The organism is Sulfurimonas sp. hsl 1-7, from assembly GCF_030577135.1.
GTDB lineage: Bacteria > Campylobacterota > Campylobacteria > Campylobacterales > Sulfurimonadaceae > Sulfurimonas > Sulfurimonas microaerophilus.
Genome location: NZ_JAUIRR010000002.1, coordinates 146,492 through 163,287, shown reverse-complemented (window position 1 = coordinate 163,287; position 16,796 = coordinate 146,492). Strand labels below are relative to the sequence as shown.

Sequence of the window (16,796 nt, the reverse complement as noted above, 5' to 3'; positions counted from 1 at the left end):
ATTTGTCTAAAATTTAGTTTTGGATAAATGTGTTATTTAATTTTTAGTATATTATTTCCGTGTATCTTTACGAATAGATACAATGAATTGATAATAAAAATATCCCAATAAAACTTTATTTAGAATGAATATTATAGGATTTTTCTTTATACAATCATCATAATTAATGATGGATATATATTTAAACATATCTATTAAGTTATTACTACATCCATATCTGGCACAAACAAAACTGTCTAGACTTAAGTATGTTAAATAACCTATAGCTAATATCCACAAGACTGGTAAGACCCAATACTGAGAATGGTTAGAACTAATCCAATGAAAAAAGAATACCAAATAGTTAAAAAAATCAGCTGACAATATCTTTAATTGATTTCTTCTTTTTTTTAGTTCTAAAGCATGATATTTATTCGCTTCAATAGTATTCCCTATTTTAGTAAAGTTGTGTTTTATTATTCTGAAGGTTTCTTGTGATGTATTGTTTTTAGCTTCAGAATTATCTAGTTCAGTTACATCAAAAAAGTTCATTTCATTTTGAATATTTGAATAATCTAAATCTAAACCTTTAAAAAGTTTTGCTTTTCTAAAATGACTGAAACTTTCAAATGTTACATATTTAAAAATAAGTTTTTTATGGAATTCTGTGTCTCCAAAAAGTGCTAACCCTTTAAAATTGATAGCTTTGAAACCAATATCATTATCATTAATTTTTTCTATATCATCTTTTTTTAGAGTACCTTGATGAAATATACTTTTAAAAAAATCAGCATGTTTTTCAAAGTCTGTGTCTTCAATATTAAATTCTTTTAGAACAGTCTTATGAAGTTTAAAGTTACTTTTAAAGACAGTATTCTCTATTTTTAAACTCTTAATTGTTAAAGTTTTATTATTGCCTGAATATTGTTTATTTATATAAAATTTTCCATTCAGTGTACAACCAAAAAGAATAAATTTTTCGATTTCTTGATTTGTGTTTTGTTCATCATAGTCAAATAAAAGATTTGCATTAATAATTTCTTCTTTAATTATGATATTAGAAAAATGACAGTTCTTAAATTCTATATCAATTATGAAGTCAACACCTGTTAAAAATCTCCTTTGTCTGATTTCTTCCTTACATTCATCGATAAAATTTTTGTCTATTCTCAAAGTTGTATTACTAAAGTCCTGATTTTTAAATTGAATGCCATTCTCTTTGTAACTAATATAATTTGTACTAGAAAAGTCTAATTCTTGCAAATTAAAGTCATCCAAATTAAGTACGTCCCTATAAATATGATTTTCCAAATTTATGTTTCCTATAATGAATTTAAGTCTAATATTAATAAAGTAAATATTATATAGTATTTGTCTTGATGAAAGATAAATATAAAAACACTAAAAATATTAATTTAAATGGTTCATTCGGTGTTTTTTTCATTTTATCTATATAAAATCCAAAATCCACTACACTTATAGCAAAAAAGTAGGGCAACACGTGATCGAAAATCCTTTGGTATATTTACTTACACTTTCTATTTTGGCAAGTGGATTTTACTTTTTGGAAGAGAAGTCAAAACACAAGGTCTTCACCTTTCTTCCCTCTGTTGTGATGATCTACGCTTTTTCTATGTTCTTGGCGAGTACGGAACTCTTTGCACAAAACGATGCGATCCACGACATTTATAAACTTGCAAAAACAAATCTGCTCCCTGCAATGCTCTTTTTGATCCTCTTGCAAGTTGATCTAAAAGACTTTGTAAAACTGGGATGTAAACTTCTCATCGCTTATCTGTTGGCGGTGGTCTCGATCGCAGTCGGTTTTATGGCAGTGGTGTATCTTTTTGGATTCGATGAGACGATCGCAAGCTCTTTTGGAGCACTGGCGGGAAGCTGGATGGGCGGTACGGCAAATATGGTAGCTGTCGGTTCGGCTCTTGGTGTGAGTGAAGATGCTTTTGCGTATGCGCTTGTCGTTGACAGTGTGAACTATACGATCTGGGTGGCATTTTTACTCTTTTTAACTCCCTTTGCAACTTACTTCAACCGTTGGAGCAAAGCGGACGATAGTGTCGTGACTATGAATGGGATCGGATGTTCATGTACAGTCGGTGCGAAGCGCTACTGGTTTTTGGTTCTGCTTGCAATCGTAGTCTCTTTTGTTACTCAACTTTTGGCAACTCAGTTTACTATTTTAAACTCCACTACAACCATAGTGCTACTTGCTACACTTTTTGGGATCTTCGGCTCTTTTACAAAACTAAGAGAGGTTGGAGGCTCAAGTGAGATCGCAACGACAATGCTCTACATCTTGGTAGCTCTCATCGGTTCGCAAGCGGTGATCGAGAGTTTTTGGAGTGTGGGATTGTACGTTCTTGCAGGGTTTCTAATTTTGGCTATCCACTTTGTGTTAATGGCACTAGGGGCGAAACTTTTTAAACTCGATCTTTTCTCGATCGCAGTGGCATCACTCAGCAACATCGGCGGTGTAGCCTCGGCTCCAATTCTTGCCGCGACTTACGATAAAAAACTTGTAGGGGTTGGAGTGCTCATGGCGATCATGGGCTACATCATAGGGACTTTCGGAGGTCTATTTGTGGGAAATATTTTAGTGGGGATGGCACAATGAAGATAGTAAGCATTACAACAACAAGAGAGAGCATCCCTTTAAAAACTCCGTTTGTAACAGCTCTTAGAACTGTATATGATGCGGAGTTTATTCGTGTAAAAGTAGAGTTTGCAGACGGTATTAGCAGTTTTGGAGAAGCTCCTGCAACCAAAGCGATTACGGGAGAGGATTTAGAAAGCATCGAGCAAAACATCAAAGAGCTGACACCAACACTTCTTGGGCTTGGTAGAGCAGAAGCTTTAGATATTCTGCACACCTCTTCAATCGGCTCCTCTTCAAAAGCGGCACTAGATATGGCACTTTTTATCCAAGAGGCTATAAACAATAATGAGCCTATAGAGACGGACATCACGATCTCGCTTGGCAGTAAAGAGGAGATGTTAAATGAAGCTCAGATCGCAAAAGAGCGGGGGATAAAACTCTTTAAAGTAAAACTCGGCAAAGATATAGAGCATGCCATAGAGGTAACGCAGAGTTTGGCGGCGCAGTTCCCAGAACATCAACTCCTCATAGATGCAAATCAGGCGTGGAGTGTTGCGCAGAGTTTGGAGTATATTGAGGGGGTAAAAGAACTCAGCTCCATAGCTTTGATCGAACAGCCTGTAATAGCAAAAGATCTAGAAGGGTTAAAAAACATCTCGCAAAATTCACCCATTCCGATCTTAGCAGATGAAGCGGTATTTAGTTTTGAGGATGCAAAACATATCCACCAAAACGGTATTGCAAAGATGATAAATATTAAACTGATGAAGTGCGGCGGTGTGAGTCAGGCGATTAAGATTTTAGAGTATGCAAGGGAGCATAACATAACTTGTATGCTCGGCTCGATGATCGAAGGTCCCATCTCTATCAATGCGGCTGTGCAGTTAGCATTTAATTACAGAGATGTGATCAAATTTGTCGATCTTGACAGCCCGCTGCTCTATAGAGAGCCCTCAGAACTGCTTAGTTTCCATTTCGATCGGGGTGAGGTTTTTGTGCGATAAAACGCAACCAAAGGAAACCGCCAAGACCCGCTAAAAGCGAGGCAGTTAAAATAGCTATTTTTGCTTGAAAGATGTAAGAGGCATTACCGTAAAAAGCAAGTTCGGCTACGAAGATACTCATAGTAAAACCTATTCCGCCCAGAAGTGAAACCCCAAAAACCTGACTCATAGAGCTGTTGTCAGGAAGTTGAGCAATCCCCAGTTTTGTAGCGATGTAAGAGACTCCCGCTATCCCTAAAACCTTACCAAACACTAACCCTAAAATAATCCCAAGAGAGATGGGCTGCAGCAACGCTTCATCCACTTCGGCAAAGTTAATGCTGATACCCGCATTTGCAAGGGCAAAAAGGGGAATAACAAGTAAACTCACTGGTAGATGCAGCACCTGTTCTAGTCTTGCAGAAGGTGATTGGATCGAGTCGATCTTCTCTGACATATTGATAAGAAGTGCTTTTTGTTTCTCGTGTAAAGAGTAGTCTGTCGCAACAGGGTAGTTGTCATACTCGTTTAGATTGTTTTGCATATGGTGGGTAAAATCATCTGGAGTGTACTTTGGTTTTGAGGGAATCGCCATTGCCGCTATAACACCTGCGATTGTAGCGTGTACACCTGATTCGAGCATGAAAAACCATAGAAACATACCCACAAGAAAATATGGAAGTACTGCATGGATTCCAAATCTGTTAAATGCAACCATTATAAGAAAGCTGGCTCCGGCAAGGACTAGAGGAAGCAGGTGTATATGCTCTGTGTAAAACACGGCAATAACCACAACGGCACCCAAGTCATCTACTATGGCAAGTGCAATTAGAAATGTAACAAGTGAAGGCGATACGCGTTTGTTTAGCAGTACGAGCGCACTAATGGCAAAGGCGATATCTGTGGCCATCGGGATTCCCCAGCCGTTTTGACTTGCAAGCCCGTTGTTTATATATATGTAGATAAGAGCGGGTACTACCATTCCGCCAAGTGCAGCTAAAATCGGCAGTATTGCTACGCGTACGTTTGAAAGCTCCCCTACTAAGATATTTCTTTTTATCTCAAGACCGATGAGAAAGAAGAAGATCGCCATCAGACCGTCGTTGATCCAGTGGTGAATAGTATGGGAGAGTTTCCAGTCGCTGACATTGAAAGATATTTTGAGATGAAAAACATCTTTATAAAATTCATAAAGGGGCGTGTTTGCCAGCAGCAGTGCAACTATTGTCATAAAGACAAGAATAATACCCGTAGTGGTCTGTGCATGAATAAAATGCTCTAACGGAGTCGCTACCTTTTGAAATGTCTTTTCCCACGGTGCATAAAGTTTCATATATTTCCTTGTATAGTTCTGCAAAAAGTCTTAATTCTTAATTATAGCAACTATTTATGAGTTTATATAAAAGTATGGAAAAAACTGCTGTATAATCCTGTTATGAATTTAGAAAATTTGAAAGATCAAACAGTTTTATTGCTTGGAAAACCGAGAGCCTTTAACCAAGAGGAGTTTCTCGCCCAACTTAAAACTCATAATATTGAGCTGACTAAAGAGCTTGATGAAAATGTTCGTTTTATTATTGAGGGGAGAGTGCTTACTCCTTATGAGCAAAACTTCTCAGATGAGTTGTATGAGATGAAAAAATTTGAGTTTATCTCTATAGATGAACTAGAAACTGCTTTGGCTCAGGAGATCGATGACAATGTACTTCTGATGAGCCTAAAGCTCTCAAATGATCGTGATAGACTGAAGAGTTTCCTGCAAAACGGGTGCATAAGCGATCAGCTCTTTTTTAAACTTTTGAAAAGTTACAAATGGGGCGGGGAAGATTTTTTTGAAAACGATGATAACCGTGATATTACGGCGGCACTGATCGAGCGTTTTTATGAAAACATTGAGCGTAATCACAATGTACAGTTTGCTACAACGGGACTTATCCATCTGATCTCCCAAACAAAAGATGAAGAGTTACTTGAAGCGATCAGCGAACTAGAGCCTATCAAGTTCCATCCGAAGATAAAAATCATTTTAGCGACACATCCAAATACACCTAAAAAGGTTTTAAAACGATTTTTAAAAGAGGGTGACGATGAGGTTTTAGAGGTGATCTACTCTAACGTAAATCTCGATAAGATGATCGCAAAAAGTTTGCTGGATGAACCAAATATCGCGAAAAAAATAGCGGCAAATATAGCACTTGATAATGAGCTATTTAGATTGTTGGAAAACTATGCAGACCAACTTGCAAAAAACACGACTCTGACTGAGGAGATGCAGCAAAGTTTACTTGATATGTCTGAAGAGAGCGTTGATGAAAACCTTGCAAAAAACAGCAGTGTAAAAGGGGAGTTTTTAGAAGAACTCTATCAACAATCATCTAAGAACAGAGGGTACATTTTAGAAAACCCTTCTACTCCTCAAGAGATTTTAGAGCGTGCGTTTGAAGAGAGTGAAAATCATCTCTCTCTTGCAAAAAATATTTCCACTCCGCAGGAGATATTAACAAAACTTTATGATCTGGGTGAGAGTGATGTGCTCTTAGAACTTGCAAAAAATGAAAATACACCAGTTGAGCTGCTTTACCAGATGCAGTTAGACAGCAGGTTTGAGCGTGCAGTTAGAACAAATGAAGCGTTTGGAAAACATATTCAGACAGAAAATATAGGATGGTTATGAAAGCGACAAATTTAGTAAAATCATTAACGGCTTTGATCGAGAAAAAAGTACCTACTTTTCTTTGGGGCGCTCCGGGGATCGGAAAATCTTCAATTGTCAGAGAGATTGCACAGACTCAGGATGTCGGGTTTATCGACCTGCGTCTAGCTTTAATGGATCCTACAGATCTAAAGGGGATTCCTTTTTACGACAAAGAGAGCCATACTGCACTTTGGGCACCGCCTGCATTTTTACCAAAAGAGGGGGAGGGGATACTCTTTTTAGATGAGTTAAACTCAGCACCTCCTGCTGTTCAGTCTTCAGCGTACCAGCTGATCCTCGATCGCAAGATCGGAGAGTATGAACTTCCTGAGGGCTGGGCGATTGTAGCTGCGGGGAACCGCGAGGGTGATCGAGGGGTGACATATAAAATGCCTTCACCTCTTGCAAACAGATTTGTGCACTTTGAGCTTGAAGTAGATGTAGATGACTGGCGTGAGTGGGCGTATAAAAGCGAGATAGAGCCAAGCATAATTGCCTACATCTCATACAAAAACGAACACCTTTTTACTTTTGACCCGAAAAAAGACACGAAAAGTTTTGCCACTCCGAGAAGCTGGGAGTATGTAGATAAGATACTTAAAGCGGAAATAGGTAGTGATGTGATACTCGATACTTTAAGCGGTGCGATCGGCAAAGATGTAGCGGTGGGCTTTTTGAGCTTTGTAAAAGTGATGGACAAGCTGCCTGACATTAACGAGATCTTGGAGGGGAAAAGTTTTGAGTATCCTGAAGAGATCGATGTGCTTTACTCTTTATCTTCGGCACTGGTGAGCGGTGTACTGCAAGATAACGAGAAGCTTGATAATCTGCTGAGATACACGCTTGATCTAAAAGGGGAGTTTGCGGTGCTGATTGTTCAAGACTTACAGAGAAACGGTCTGACGATGGAGTACTCTGCACCTTTTAAAGAGTGGGTACAAAAATTCTCTTACCTGTTGGGATAAAATGACTTTAGAGGAGAAAATCTCACAGGCAAAAGCGAAGCTCTTAGTGGAGTACCCGTATTTTGGGACACTGGCGGCAAAAATATCACTAGAGCTAAATGACGATATAGAGAGTTTCAAGTCTGATGGCAAAAAGATTGAGTACCGTGAAGATTACCTTTCAGATCTCGAACTGAATGAGATAGAGTTTATCTTGGCAAACGGTGCGATGCATAAAGCTTTGGCTCATGAGAACCGTAAAGGGGAGCGAAGCGGCTGGTTGTGGCGAATGGCGACAGATATTGCGATCAACGATATGCTTCTTGAAAACGGGATGGATATGCCTTATGGTGCAGAGTACAGAAAACGTTTTTCTGGGATGTATGCCGAAGAGATCTATGCCGAGTTAAAAGATGATATTTTGCGTGATGATGAAGATCTAGAGTATGAAGCGGATGATACTGACGACATTGAAAAAAAAGATGATCAGCAAAAGCAAGAACAGCAACAGGAACAAACTCAAGAGGAACTGCAAGAGGAGATACTCCAAGAGCAGTTGATGGCGGAAGAGGCTATCTCTCTTTTAGAGCAAAAGTTTCAAAGCGGTGAAGCTCCTGAATCTATCGAGCGTTTTTTCGATATGAGCGGTTTTGGGAAAATCAACTGGCGCGACGAGCTTAGAGATGCGATCGATAAATATTACAGAGATGATTACACTCTGCTCCCACCGTCAAAAAAACTGCTCTATCAGGGGATATATCTCCCTTCAAATATCTCAAATACCTTCAAACTTGTTATTGCCATAGACTCTTCCGGTTCGGTTGACGAGGAGCTGCTAAATCAGTTTTTAAGCGAAGTGAACTTTTTGATGGAGCATGTGCAAAATTATGAGATAGAGCTTATTGTTTGTGACGATATGATCCATTCCCATCAAACTTTTTACAGCGGAGAGCCTTTGGATGTAAAACTCATAGGAAGTGGGGGCACTGACTTTCGCCCTGTGTTTGAGTTTGTCGAGCAAAATATAGACGAGGTGAAATTGCTGCTATATTTTACCGATCTTGAGGGAATTTTTCCTAAAGAGGCACCAAACTATGAAGTGAAATGGGTCTCTCAAAAAGAGAGTGAGATCCCATTTGGAGAGTTGATTTTACTCGAAGACTAAAAGGTTTTTGCCTGAATGTTTCGCTTTATAGAGAAGCATATCTGCTTCGTTTATGTTCTCTTCAATACTCTCATCCGTATTGTAAAGAGTTGCACCTAGTGAAATAGTAAATTTGATAGTTTGTTCTTTGTCGATCTTAATAGTAGCGAGTTCAACTTCTGAGCGGATCGCTTCGTAGATGTCTGCCGCAGTATCTCTGTCGATATCTTTTAAAACTACACAAAAATCCTCTTCACTTATACGTGCTACGATATCACTTGCATTTGTTCCACTTTGGAGGATATTACCAAGAGCTACAAGCACTTTGTCACCCAGTTCAGCACCGTAAGTATCGTTAAGGTGTTTAAAGTTGTCAATGTCGATAAGGGTAATGGCTAGTTTTATCTCATCCTCTTGAATATCTTCCAGGTACTCATTCATTAAGTTATAAAAATTGCGTTTGTTATAAAGTCCTGTGAGATGATCTCTGTTTGAGTACTGCGTTATCATCTGGATGTTTTCCAGTGCCTCGATCGAGTTAGTGATGCGGCATGAAAACTCCTCTTTTGAGAAAGGTTTTTTGATGTAGTCGTTTGCACCGTTTTTTAGAAAAAGGGCATTGATGTCATCGGAATCGTTACCCGATAAAGCTACTACAGAGAGTTGATCTTTTGGGTATGTTTTTCTGATCTCTTTTGTGAGCTCTAAACCGTTCATAACAGGCATATTGTAATCAGTGAGCACTAAAGAGATGTCTGGATGTGCGTTGAGCATCCCTAGCGCTTCTTCACCGTGAGCTACGGTGATAACATTAAAGAAATGATTTTCAAGCATGCTTTTCATCTGGTTTCTAAAAACGAGAGAATCATCTACGACTAAAATTTTATGTTGCTGGTTTTGACGGAGCCTTTTAATAGTACTGATAATATACTCTATGTCATTCATACCGCTTTTGTTTACATAATCGATGATGTTCTTCTCAAGCATTTTTTGTCGAAACTCTTTATCGATATTTCCGCTTAATACAAGCACATGGTTTTTGTTCTTTAAAGCGTAGTCGATCACTTCGCCATCGGGAGCATCAGGAAGGTTTACATCCAGAACCGTTACGAAATATTTATACCCTTTTAAAAAGAGTTTTGCCTCCGCTAAAGTGAAGGCTGTATCAACCTCCATACCTAAAGCAAGCGAGAGTTTTTTTGCTATGAGTTTCGCGAGAGACTTGTTGTCTTCAACGATGAGTATTTTTTGTGTATTATCCATGTTTTTCAACCTTTTCAACTTTTACAATGCGCGCAATAATGAGTATTATAAGCCAAGCGAGTAACATTGTGATAACGGTATGGCTTAAAAAGTGATCCCCTATGATCATCTTATATGTCCCCATAGCCCAGCCGATTACCAAAGCGGTGCCAAGTGCTATATATTGGTTTCTTTTTCTTTTAAAGAGAAAAAAGAAACTCATCAATGCAAAACCGCCGCTTGCATGACCGGCAGGCCAGCATTTGAGTTGCTGACCTCGATCAAGCACCTCTTGAGGGTAGAACTCCCAAACTTTTGTTTCGGGATATACTCCTCCGTATTCGATCACATCTCTTGGACACGGCATATTTGTATTTGCTTTTATTAGACCCACGATTGAGGGTACGAAGATAGCTGAAAGAACTATAACTAAAATTCCTCGTTTGTAGCTATCTACCGTTTTGCTTATTTTAAAAAAAGCAAGAGAAAAAAGAAATAAAATACTGATAATAATGAGAAGTTTTTTTATCCCGTCATAAAAAATAAATTTATAGGGTTGGAGTGTCGGGGGGATTACCCAATGTTTAGAATCAAAGTTGTAAAAAAGATCCTGAAAATGTTGATCGGCACTTGTAAGTCCGAAAAACAGGATGCTAAAAAGTAAAATAGCAGAAGTAATAAAAATATTTTTATTACTTGCCATTGAAGACATCCAGATCTTTGTCATACACTTCTGTTTTTACTTTAAATACACCGAGCATTGAATGAAACAGGTTATCTTGAGTAAATTTTTTATCTTTTACAGCTTCAAGTTGCTTTACATCAACATCTTGCTTCATTTGTTCACCCAACCACATAAATGCGCCAATGTGTGTTTGTGCATCAGGTGCCATAAAGTATGGAAGCCCGTGAAGATATACACCGCCTTCACCGAGAGATTCACCGTGGTCACTCATGTAAAACATTGCAGTTTTAAAGTCTTTATCATATTGTTTCAAAAATGAAATTGTTTTTGAAAGGAAAAAGTCTGTATATAACAATGCATTGTCATAAGCATTTTTGATCTCTTCTTGTGTACACTCTTCAAGTTGGTTCGTTTCACATACAGGTGTGTATTTTTCAAACTCTTTTGGATAGCGTTTGTAGTATGCCGGACCGTGATTACCCATTTGGTGTAAAACGATAAACATATTTTTGTTTTTGTTCTTTTCTATGAAATCGTCAAGTCCTATAAGCATACCGATATCACGACATTCACCGTCCTCTGTACAGATAGTGTTGAGTTTATTAGATTTATAGTTTTCATAAGGAACTCTTAGAGCCATCCCTTTAGAGTCTGAGTTGTTATCACGCCATAAAACCGCTATGTCATTTGTATGTGCAAGAACATCTAGAATATTTTCGTGTGTGATCCCTTTTTTGTATGTATATTCATCTCTGTCAAACGGTGAGAACATACAAGGTACTGATTCCGCCGTTGAAGTTCCACATGAAAATACGTTTGAGAAGTTGATAATATCCTCTTTGCTTAAACGTGGATTTGTCTCTCTCTCATAGCCGTTTAGTGAAAAATGATCAGCGCGGGCAGCTTCACCTACAACGAAGATTACAAGTTTTTTTGTTGTATTTGTATCCTCTTGTATCTTCGCATCTTTACCTAACGGTTTAACAATGATCGGACCTGAATTAAATGTTTTATGAATATATTTTCCTGTTGAGTAGATCCAGTACGGAGGGTTTGTTGAGTAACGAAGCGGTTTATGCTCACGGAAAAACGACGTATAGTGTTTAGAGAAGATAAATACAGAGAGTAATACCAGTGCTAAAGCACCAAAAACAGTTACTATCTTGCTAAACATCTCTTTTTTAAATGAGCCGTATTCGATTTTTGCTTTATAAACTAAAAATGCCGGTATCAAACCTAAAATTATGAAGTAAAGAACCTGTTTAATACTAATAAGATCAAGTGTTTCAGCCGTATCCGTCTGCATCATGTTTCTGATCATAGTATCATCAATTACTACTTTATAAGAGTTCATAAAATAGTTTGTCATAGATGAGACTATCAGCACAATGATAATGATTGGTTTGAGTGTATATTTAGAGCTAACAAGTGTAAAAAGTAAACTTGTAACTGCAAAGAGTACAACTGCTAAAGAGATTAAAAATCCCGAGTTTGAAAAGTTAAACGGATACACTTCGAGTACATTGTGAAAAAAAGCGTAGTTGTCAAAAAGGACTAAAAAAAGTGCCGTAAAAAGTATAAGTTTTGTTTGTGTAAGAGCTTTGATAACGGTTTCCTTAAATTTTTTCGTAATTGTAGCAAATTTAAACAAATACTTGCTACTCTTGCACTTATGAAAAGTGAAGTGATAAGTCTCCTTGAATCGGGTAGTAATGTTTTTTTAACGGGTGGGGCCGGAGTTGGTAAAACTACGATCACACAAGAGGTGATCAAACATTATGAGAGTGAAGCAAAAAAAGTTGCAAAACTGGCTTCTACAGCAATGGCAGCTACCCTTGTGGGAGGGCAGACACTTCATAGTTTTTTTGATTTTGGGATCGCTTCCTCTTTGGAAGAGCTGGAGAAAAACGGCAAACTTGAGCCGAAAAAAAAGCTAAAAAAACTGATCAGTACCCTTGATCTAATCGTGGTCGATGAGATCTCTATGGTGAGTAGCGCTTTGATGGAGATGGTTGCCTATCGTTTGGAGCAGTGTGAGTTTGAAGGCTCTATCTTGGTAGTCGGAGATTTCTTACAATTGCCGCCGGTTGTCAGAGGCTCGCAAAGAGCAGAATTTGCTTTTGAGTCACCATCGTGGGACGAGTTGGATTTTAAAGTTGTGGAACTCACGCATATATATAGAACCGACGATCAGCAGTTTATTGAGCTGTTACAACATGTACGTTTCGGGTATGTAGATGAAGATGTACACAATGAACTCAATCATTATATAAAGCCGCTTCCAAATGAGCTTAATAATTTTACCTTTTTGTTTGGAAAAAATATCTCTGCCTCAGAGCACAACAAAAAGCAGTTGGAAAACATTGAGGGTGAGCTTTATTCTAAAGAGGCACAAATAATCAAACATAAAACAAGTGTCAACGATAAAGAGATAGAGAGATTTTTCGATGATGCGAGGATCGAAAAAGAGTTGGATCTAAAGATCAATGCCCCTGTACTTTTTACAAGAAATTCCTGGAACTACTATAACGGTGAGCGCGGCGTGATCGTAAACATAGATGAGCAGTACCTCTATGTGCAAAAGAGTGACGGACGTGTCGTTAAACTTGAAACGGTAGCACAAAGCAAATCGCAGTGGGTTGAAAAAACGATAAACGGAAAAAAAGAGATGATTGAAGAGAGCAGTTTTTCGATCTATCAGTATCCGGTAAAACTTGCTTTTGCGATCACTATCCATAAATCACAGGGGATGAGTATTGAGAATCTGATCATAGACACAAGACAGATCTTCGCCCCGTCACAATTTTATGTAGCACTCTCAAGAAGTTCCAATCCGAACAATCTTATTCTTATCGCTCCAAATACCCAGTGGTATAACTTGGCTTTTGTAGACTCTAAAGCTTTGGCATTTGTAAAACAAGGCTCAAAATGTTAAGACAACTCGATAACGGCATACTCTATATGTTGCTCTCAGCCCTCATCTCAGCACTCAACGGTGCACTTACAAAAATACTTTCCGATGATATGTCGGCTTTAGAGATAGTGTTTTTTAGAAATGTGATCGGAATATTTTTGATCCTTTATGCACTCAGACATACACCACCGAAACTCAGCGGCGGGAGTTTTCATCTGCTTGTAACAAGAGGCTTATTTGGATTTCTGGCAATGATCCTCTTTTTCTATACTATTACAACTATCCCTTTAGGCGAAGCGATTACGCTCAATAAAACCTCTCCGTTTTTTGTAACGATACTGGCATTTTATCTTCTGGGAGAAAAGTTGAGTCCTACGACACTATTAGCCCTGCTTATCGGTTTTTTAGGGGTGATACTCATTGTAAAACCTTTTGGAATGAGCTTGTCATATGAACATATACTCGGAGTGCTTGGCGGTTTTTTTGCTGCAGCTGCCTATACTACTATTAAAAAGATCAAAGATGTGTACGATTCAAGGGTGATAGTTTTATCATTTGTAGGGGTGGGGACAATTCTTCCAGGCTTACTCTTTTTGGCAGCTCCCTATCTAACGGCACCAGAATCGATAGCTTTCCTGTTTCCGGAGTTTATAATGCCTAATAGTTTCAAACTATGGGCTTTAATAGCTTTTATGGCCTTGATCTCTACACTTTCACAATGGCTCCTTACAAAAGCGTACAGTGCAAAAAAATTAAGCGTAGTAGGGGTAATCAGCTATACAAACATCCCTTTTGCGATCGGATTTGGATTTTTACTCGGAGATGCATTTCCTGATAATTTAACATTCTTAGGGATAGCACTGATTATTTTCGGTGGTGTATTGGTTGGGAGAAAAAAGAGTTAATTTTTTGGTATCATAACTGTAATGTCTTAAAGGGTACATATTATGTTAGATAAACAGCTCATAAAAAAAACGATTCAAGAGATCAAACTATTAAGAGAAGAACTTTTTCATGCTCGATCAAAAGTCTCTGTTGATGAAATCCATTTTAAAAGTTTACTCAATTTAGAACATTATATGATCCTACGTTCTAAAGACAGAACAAAACTGCAAGAGAAACTTTTTTTACTTTCACTCTCATCTTTAGGACGCTCTTATGCTCATGTTGCAGCCAGTATAGATACCCTTTATGATCAATTGAGTTGTTGGACTAATCAAAAAAGTATCTCTAAGAAGAAGATGAAGAGTTTTTTCCACATTAGTATCTCTGAGTCAATTACAGAATCTTCAAAAAATGCAGCGGCACTTTTTGGTGGAGATGTAGTAGAAAGGCTAAGTAAACAAAAAACAGCAGTAATGGTTACGCTACCCTCACATGCTATTGAAAATGATGGGGCACTTATTTATGAATTGGCATCATCCGGTGTACAGGTATTACGTATAAATACTGCACATGATGATCTGAGTGTATGGAAAAAGATGTCCGATGTAATTGGAAATATCAATCAAACACGTCAAATTGAAGATAGGATCAGGATATTTGTCGATCTTGCAGGACCAAAGATTAGAACAGGGGCGATACAAAGATTGTCCTTACCTGTAAAGATAGGGAGTAACAAACATCAAAGTGAAGTACTCTTATCTACTACTCAAAGCACTATGCCACAAGTTCGTGATCCTTTTACTCTAGAGAAAATACCTGCAAAGATAAAGGTTGAAGAAGAGTTTCTTAGTCAATTAGTACCTGGAAAAACAGTTACACTTTATGGTGTAGATGGAAAAAAAGCTCCAATAAAGATTATAGAGGCTACAACTGATTATGTAAAAGGGATAATTGAGAAAAAGGTCTATACTGATGAAGATTCACATTTAGAATATAAAATGTATAGGAGCTCAGTAAAAGATATCGTAAAACAGATGGAATCGATCCGTTTATACACAGGGGATACCTTAGTGCTTACAGAAAAAGATGTCTTAGGCCGTTCTACTAAAATTGGAACAAACAAAGAGGTTGTTACTCCGGCAATAATTAGTTGTAGTTTCAAAGAGGTAAGTACAATGGTACAAGTTGGTGACCCAATTTTCATAGATGACGGAAAAATCAGACTTAAAGTTGTGGATATTGTTGATAAAGATATTGTATGTGAGGTACAAAGTACTAAAATAAAGGGTGTAGTGCTTAAAGAAGAAAAAGGGATTAACTTCCCGGAGACACCTATAAAGACTGCAGCTATAACCGAGCACGATAAAGATTTAATAGATGGAATTCTGGAGTTTGTGGATCTGCTTGGAATATCATTTTGTCAAAGTGCAAAAGATGTTGAAGAGTTACAAAGTATTTTAACCTCAAAGGGGCGCACTGATATTGGAATTGTCCCGAAGATAGAGACAAAACAGGCGGTCATACATATGCCGGAAATTTTACGACAACTACTTAAATGGAAATCTTCGGGAGTGATGATCGCACGCGGTGATCTTGCTATTGAGGTTGGTTTTGCAAATCTGGCTTCTATTCAAGAGAAGTTGCTCGATATATGCGATGCGGCACATATTCCTGTCATTTGGGCTACACAGGTATTGGAGGGGCAGATGAAAAATAATTTGCCGAGTCGTGCAGAGGTTACTGATGCGGCAATGGGAGGTCGAGCAGAGTGCGTTATGTTAAACAAAGGGATGTTTGCTGCAGAGACCATTACAATTTTACGCCACATTTTGCATGAGATGCATCAGAGCTTTAAGAAAAATAGACAGTTGTTGAGTAAAGAGACAATGTGGCATTAAGAAAAGTTGGTATAGAATCTTTTAAGGAGTTTTTATGAAAATTATTTTTGTAAGTTTATTGGTTGTTTTAGGTTTTAGTGCTTGTAGTACAAAAAGTAGCGGGGTTTCAGATAAAGAGTATCAGCGCTCAAACAGTGCGAGTGAAAAATCGCTTAATAGATTAGATAGTGAATGAGTTGAGCTATTAAAGCTCAGACTCATGTTTCGCTAAGTATTCTGCAACACCTTCAGTAGATGCTTTCATACCTTCGTCACCTTTGTTCCAACCAGCTGGACAAACTTCACCGTGCTCGTTAGTGAAAAGCATAGTATCAACCATACGAATCATCTCGTCAATGTTACGTCCAAGTGGTAAGTCATTGATAACTGCATGACGAACTGTACCGTCTGCATCGATTAAGAATGAACCACGAAGAGCTACAGACTCACCGAAAAGTACATCGTAATCTCTAGAGATTGATTTTGAAAGGTCAGCTACTAGTGGATATTTGATTCTACCGATACCACCTTTTTCAACTGGAGTTTCTCTCCATGCGAAGTGTGAGAATTGGCTGTCAACTGATACACCGATTACGTTAACACCACGGCTTGTGAACTCTTCGATTCTGTGAGAGAATGCGATGATCTCAGATGGACAAACGAAAGTAAAGTCTAGTGGATAGAAGAAAAGTACTGCACCTTTTTCCCCTAAGTTATCCATTAAGTTAAAATCTTCTACGATTGAACCGTCAGCTAATACCGCTGTTGCTGTAAAGTCTGGAGCTTTGTTTGTTACTAACATTATATATGTCCTTTTTTTTAATATTTAAAGTT

15 protein-coding genes are annotated in these 16,796 nt (G+C 38.0%); 9 read left to right on the top strand and 6 right to left on the bottom strand.

The features are described from left to right. Positions 1-51: 51 nt before the first annotated feature. Positions 52-1,290, bottom strand: a complete 1,239-nt coding sequence (locus tag QWY88_RS04405) for a hypothetical protein (protein WP_304544509.1) — start codon at positions 1,288-1,290, stop codon at positions 52-54. Positions 1,291-1,480: 190 nt separating this feature from the next. Between QWY88_RS04405 and QWY88_RS04400 the strand changes: the two genes are divergently transcribed. Both QWY88_RS04400 and QWY88_RS04395 read left to right on the top strand, forming a co-directional pair. Further along, positions 1,481-2,611, top strand: a complete 1,131-nt coding sequence (locus QWY88_RS04400; RefSeq protein ID WP_304544507.1) for a DUF819 family protein — start codon at positions 1,481-1,483, stop codon at positions 2,609-2,611. Further along, positions 2,608-3,597 carry a dipeptide epimerase gene (locus QWY88_RS04395; RefSeq protein ID WP_304544504.1) on the top strand — a complete coding sequence of 330 codons (990 nt, stop codon included), beginning with the start codon at positions 2,608-2,610 and terminating at the stop codon, positions 3,595-3,597. The genes QWY88_RS04400 and QWY88_RS04395 overlap by 4 nt, the downstream gene beginning before the upstream one ends. Here the strand turns inward: QWY88_RS04395 and nhaA are convergent. Further along, the gene (gene nhaA / locus QWY88_RS04390) at positions 3,557-4,909 is read right to left on the bottom strand and encodes a Na+/H+ antiporter NhaA (RefSeq protein ID WP_304544502.1); all 1,353 of its coding nucleotides are present in this window, start codon (positions 4,907-4,909) and stop codon (positions 3,557-3,559) included. The genes QWY88_RS04395 and nhaA overlap by 41 nt on opposite strands. A 102-nt stretch (positions 4,910-5,011) precedes the next feature. On the opposite strand from nhaA, the gene QWY88_RS04385 reads away from it, so the two are divergent. The 3 genes from QWY88_RS04385 to QWY88_RS04375 are packed head-to-tail and all read left to right on the top strand — an operon-like array spanning position 5,012 to position 8,380. Beyond that, on the top strand, positions 5,012-6,250 hold the full coding sequence (locus QWY88_RS04385; protein WP_304544500.1) for a hypothetical protein: 1,239 nt from the start codon (positions 5,012-5,014) through the stop codon (positions 6,248-6,250). Continuing rightward, positions 6,247-7,236, top strand: a complete 990-nt coding sequence (locus QWY88_RS04380) for an AAA family ATPase (RefSeq protein WP_304544498.1) — start codon at positions 6,247-6,249, stop codon at positions 7,234-7,236. The genes QWY88_RS04385 and QWY88_RS04380 overlap by 4 nt, the downstream gene beginning before the upstream one ends. A gap of 1 nt (position 7,237) precedes the next feature. Then, on the top strand, positions 7,238-8,380 hold the full coding sequence (locus tag QWY88_RS04375; protein ID WP_304544496.1) for a vWA domain-containing protein: 1,143 nt from the start codon (positions 7,238-7,240) through the stop codon (positions 8,378-8,380). Here QWY88_RS04375 and QWY88_RS04370 read toward each other — a convergent pair. Genes QWY88_RS04370 through QWY88_RS04360 form a run of 3 tightly spaced genes read right to left on the bottom strand, consistent with a single transcriptional unit; the run spans position 8,366 to position 11,937 of the window. Then, on the bottom strand, positions 8,366-9,622 hold the full coding sequence (locus tag QWY88_RS04370) for a GGDEF domain-containing response regulator (protein ID WP_304544494.1): 1,257 nt from the start codon (positions 9,620-9,622) through the stop codon (positions 8,366-8,368). The two genes, QWY88_RS04375 and QWY88_RS04370, sit on opposite strands and share 15 nt — an antisense overlap. Next, on the bottom strand, positions 9,615-10,328 hold the full coding sequence (locus QWY88_RS04365; protein WP_304544492.1) for a phosphatase PAP2 family protein: 714 nt from the start codon (positions 10,326-10,328) through the stop codon (positions 9,615-9,617). Before QWY88_RS04365 ends, QWY88_RS04370 begins: the two co-directional genes overlap by 8 nt. Continuing rightward, on the bottom strand, positions 10,294-11,937 hold the full coding sequence (locus QWY88_RS04360) for a phosphoethanolamine transferase (RefSeq protein WP_369811213.1): 1,644 nt from the start codon (positions 11,935-11,937) through the stop codon (positions 10,294-10,296). Before QWY88_RS04360 ends, QWY88_RS04365 begins: the two co-directional genes overlap by 35 nt. Positions 11,938-11,958: 21 nt before the next feature. On the opposite strand from QWY88_RS04360, the gene QWY88_RS04355 reads away from it, so the two are divergent. Genes QWY88_RS04355 through QWY88_RS04340 form a run of 4 tightly spaced genes read left to right on the top strand, consistent with a single transcriptional unit; the run spans position 11,959 to position 16,158 of the window. Then, entirely contained in the window at positions 11,959-13,221 is a 1,263-nt protein-coding gene (locus QWY88_RS04355) for an ATP-dependent DNA helicase (RefSeq protein WP_304544489.1), read from the top strand. Further along, positions 13,215-14,105 carry a DMT family transporter gene (locus QWY88_RS04350; RefSeq protein WP_304544487.1) on the top strand — a complete coding sequence of 297 codons (891 nt, stop codon included), beginning with the start codon at positions 13,215-13,217 and terminating at the stop codon, positions 14,103-14,105. The genes QWY88_RS04355 and QWY88_RS04350 overlap by 7 nt, the downstream gene beginning before the upstream one ends. A 42-nt stretch (positions 14,106-14,147) precedes the next feature. Further along, a complete protein-coding gene (locus QWY88_RS04345; RefSeq protein ID WP_304544485.1) occupies positions 14,148-15,983 on the top strand; it encodes a pyruvate kinase in 1,836 nt (611 codons plus the stop codon). Between the two features lie 34 nt (positions 15,984-16,017). Next, the gene (locus QWY88_RS04340; RefSeq protein ID WP_304544483.1) at positions 16,018-16,158 is read left to right on the top strand and encodes a hypothetical protein; all 141 of its coding nucleotides are present in this window, start codon (positions 16,018-16,020) and stop codon (positions 16,156-16,158) included. Positions 16,159-16,167: 9 nt separating this feature from the next. Here the strand turns inward: QWY88_RS04340 and QWY88_RS04335 are convergent, their stop codons facing one another. Next, positions 16,168-16,764: a peroxiredoxin gene (locus QWY88_RS04335; RefSeq protein WP_304544481.1), complete on the bottom strand. Its 597-nt coding sequence runs from the start codon at positions 16,762-16,764 to the stop codon at positions 16,168-16,170. Between the last annotated feature and the right edge of the window lie 32 nt (positions 16,765-16,796).

What these genes read in the sequence shown, in the direction of transcription:
- QWY88_RS04335 (WP_304544481.1), bottom strand. Translation starts at nt 16,764, where the DNA reads ATGTTAGTAACAAACAAAGCTCCAGACTTTACAGCAACAGCGGTATTA.
- nhaA (WP_304544502.1), bottom strand. Translation starts at nt 4,909, where the DNA reads ATGAAACTTTATGCACCGTGGGAAAAGACATTTCAAAAGGTAGCGACT.
- QWY88_RS04385 (WP_304544500.1), top strand. Translation starts at nt 5,012, where the DNA reads ATGAATTTAGAAAATTTGAAAGATCAAACAGTTTTATTGCTTGGAAAA.
- QWY88_RS04340 (WP_304544483.1), top strand. Translation starts at nt 16,018, where the DNA reads ATGAAAATTATTTTTGTAAGTTTATTGGTTGTTTTAGGTTTTAGTGCT.
- QWY88_RS04355 (WP_304544489.1), top strand. Translation starts at nt 11,959, where the DNA reads ATGAAAAGTGAAGTGATAAGTCTCCTTGAATCGGGTAGTAATGTTTTT.
- QWY88_RS04395 (WP_304544504.1), top strand. Translation starts at nt 2,608, where the DNA reads ATGAAGATAGTAAGCATTACAACAACAAGAGAGAGCATCCCTTTAAAA.
- QWY88_RS04375 (WP_304544496.1), top strand. Translation starts at nt 7,238, where the DNA reads ATGACTTTAGAGGAGAAAATCTCACAGGCAAAAGCGAAGCTCTTAGTG.
- QWY88_RS04345 (WP_304544485.1), top strand. Translation starts at nt 14,148, where the DNA reads ATGTTAGATAAACAGCTCATAAAAAAAACGATTCAAGAGATCAAACTA.
- QWY88_RS04370 (WP_304544494.1), bottom strand. Translation starts at nt 9,622, where the DNA reads ATGGATAATACACAAAAAATACTCATCGTTGAAGACAACAAGTCTCTC.
- QWY88_RS04365 (WP_304544492.1), bottom strand. Translation starts at nt 10,328, where the DNA reads ATGACAAAGATCTGGATGTCTTCAATGGCAAGTAATAAAAATATTTTT.
- QWY88_RS04380 (WP_304544498.1), top strand. Translation starts at nt 6,247, where the DNA reads ATGAAAGCGACAAATTTAGTAAAATCATTAACGGCTTTGATCGAGAAA.
- QWY88_RS04350 (WP_304544487.1), top strand. Translation starts at nt 13,215, where the DNA reads ATGTTAAGACAACTCGATAACGGCATACTCTATATGTTGCTCTCAGCC.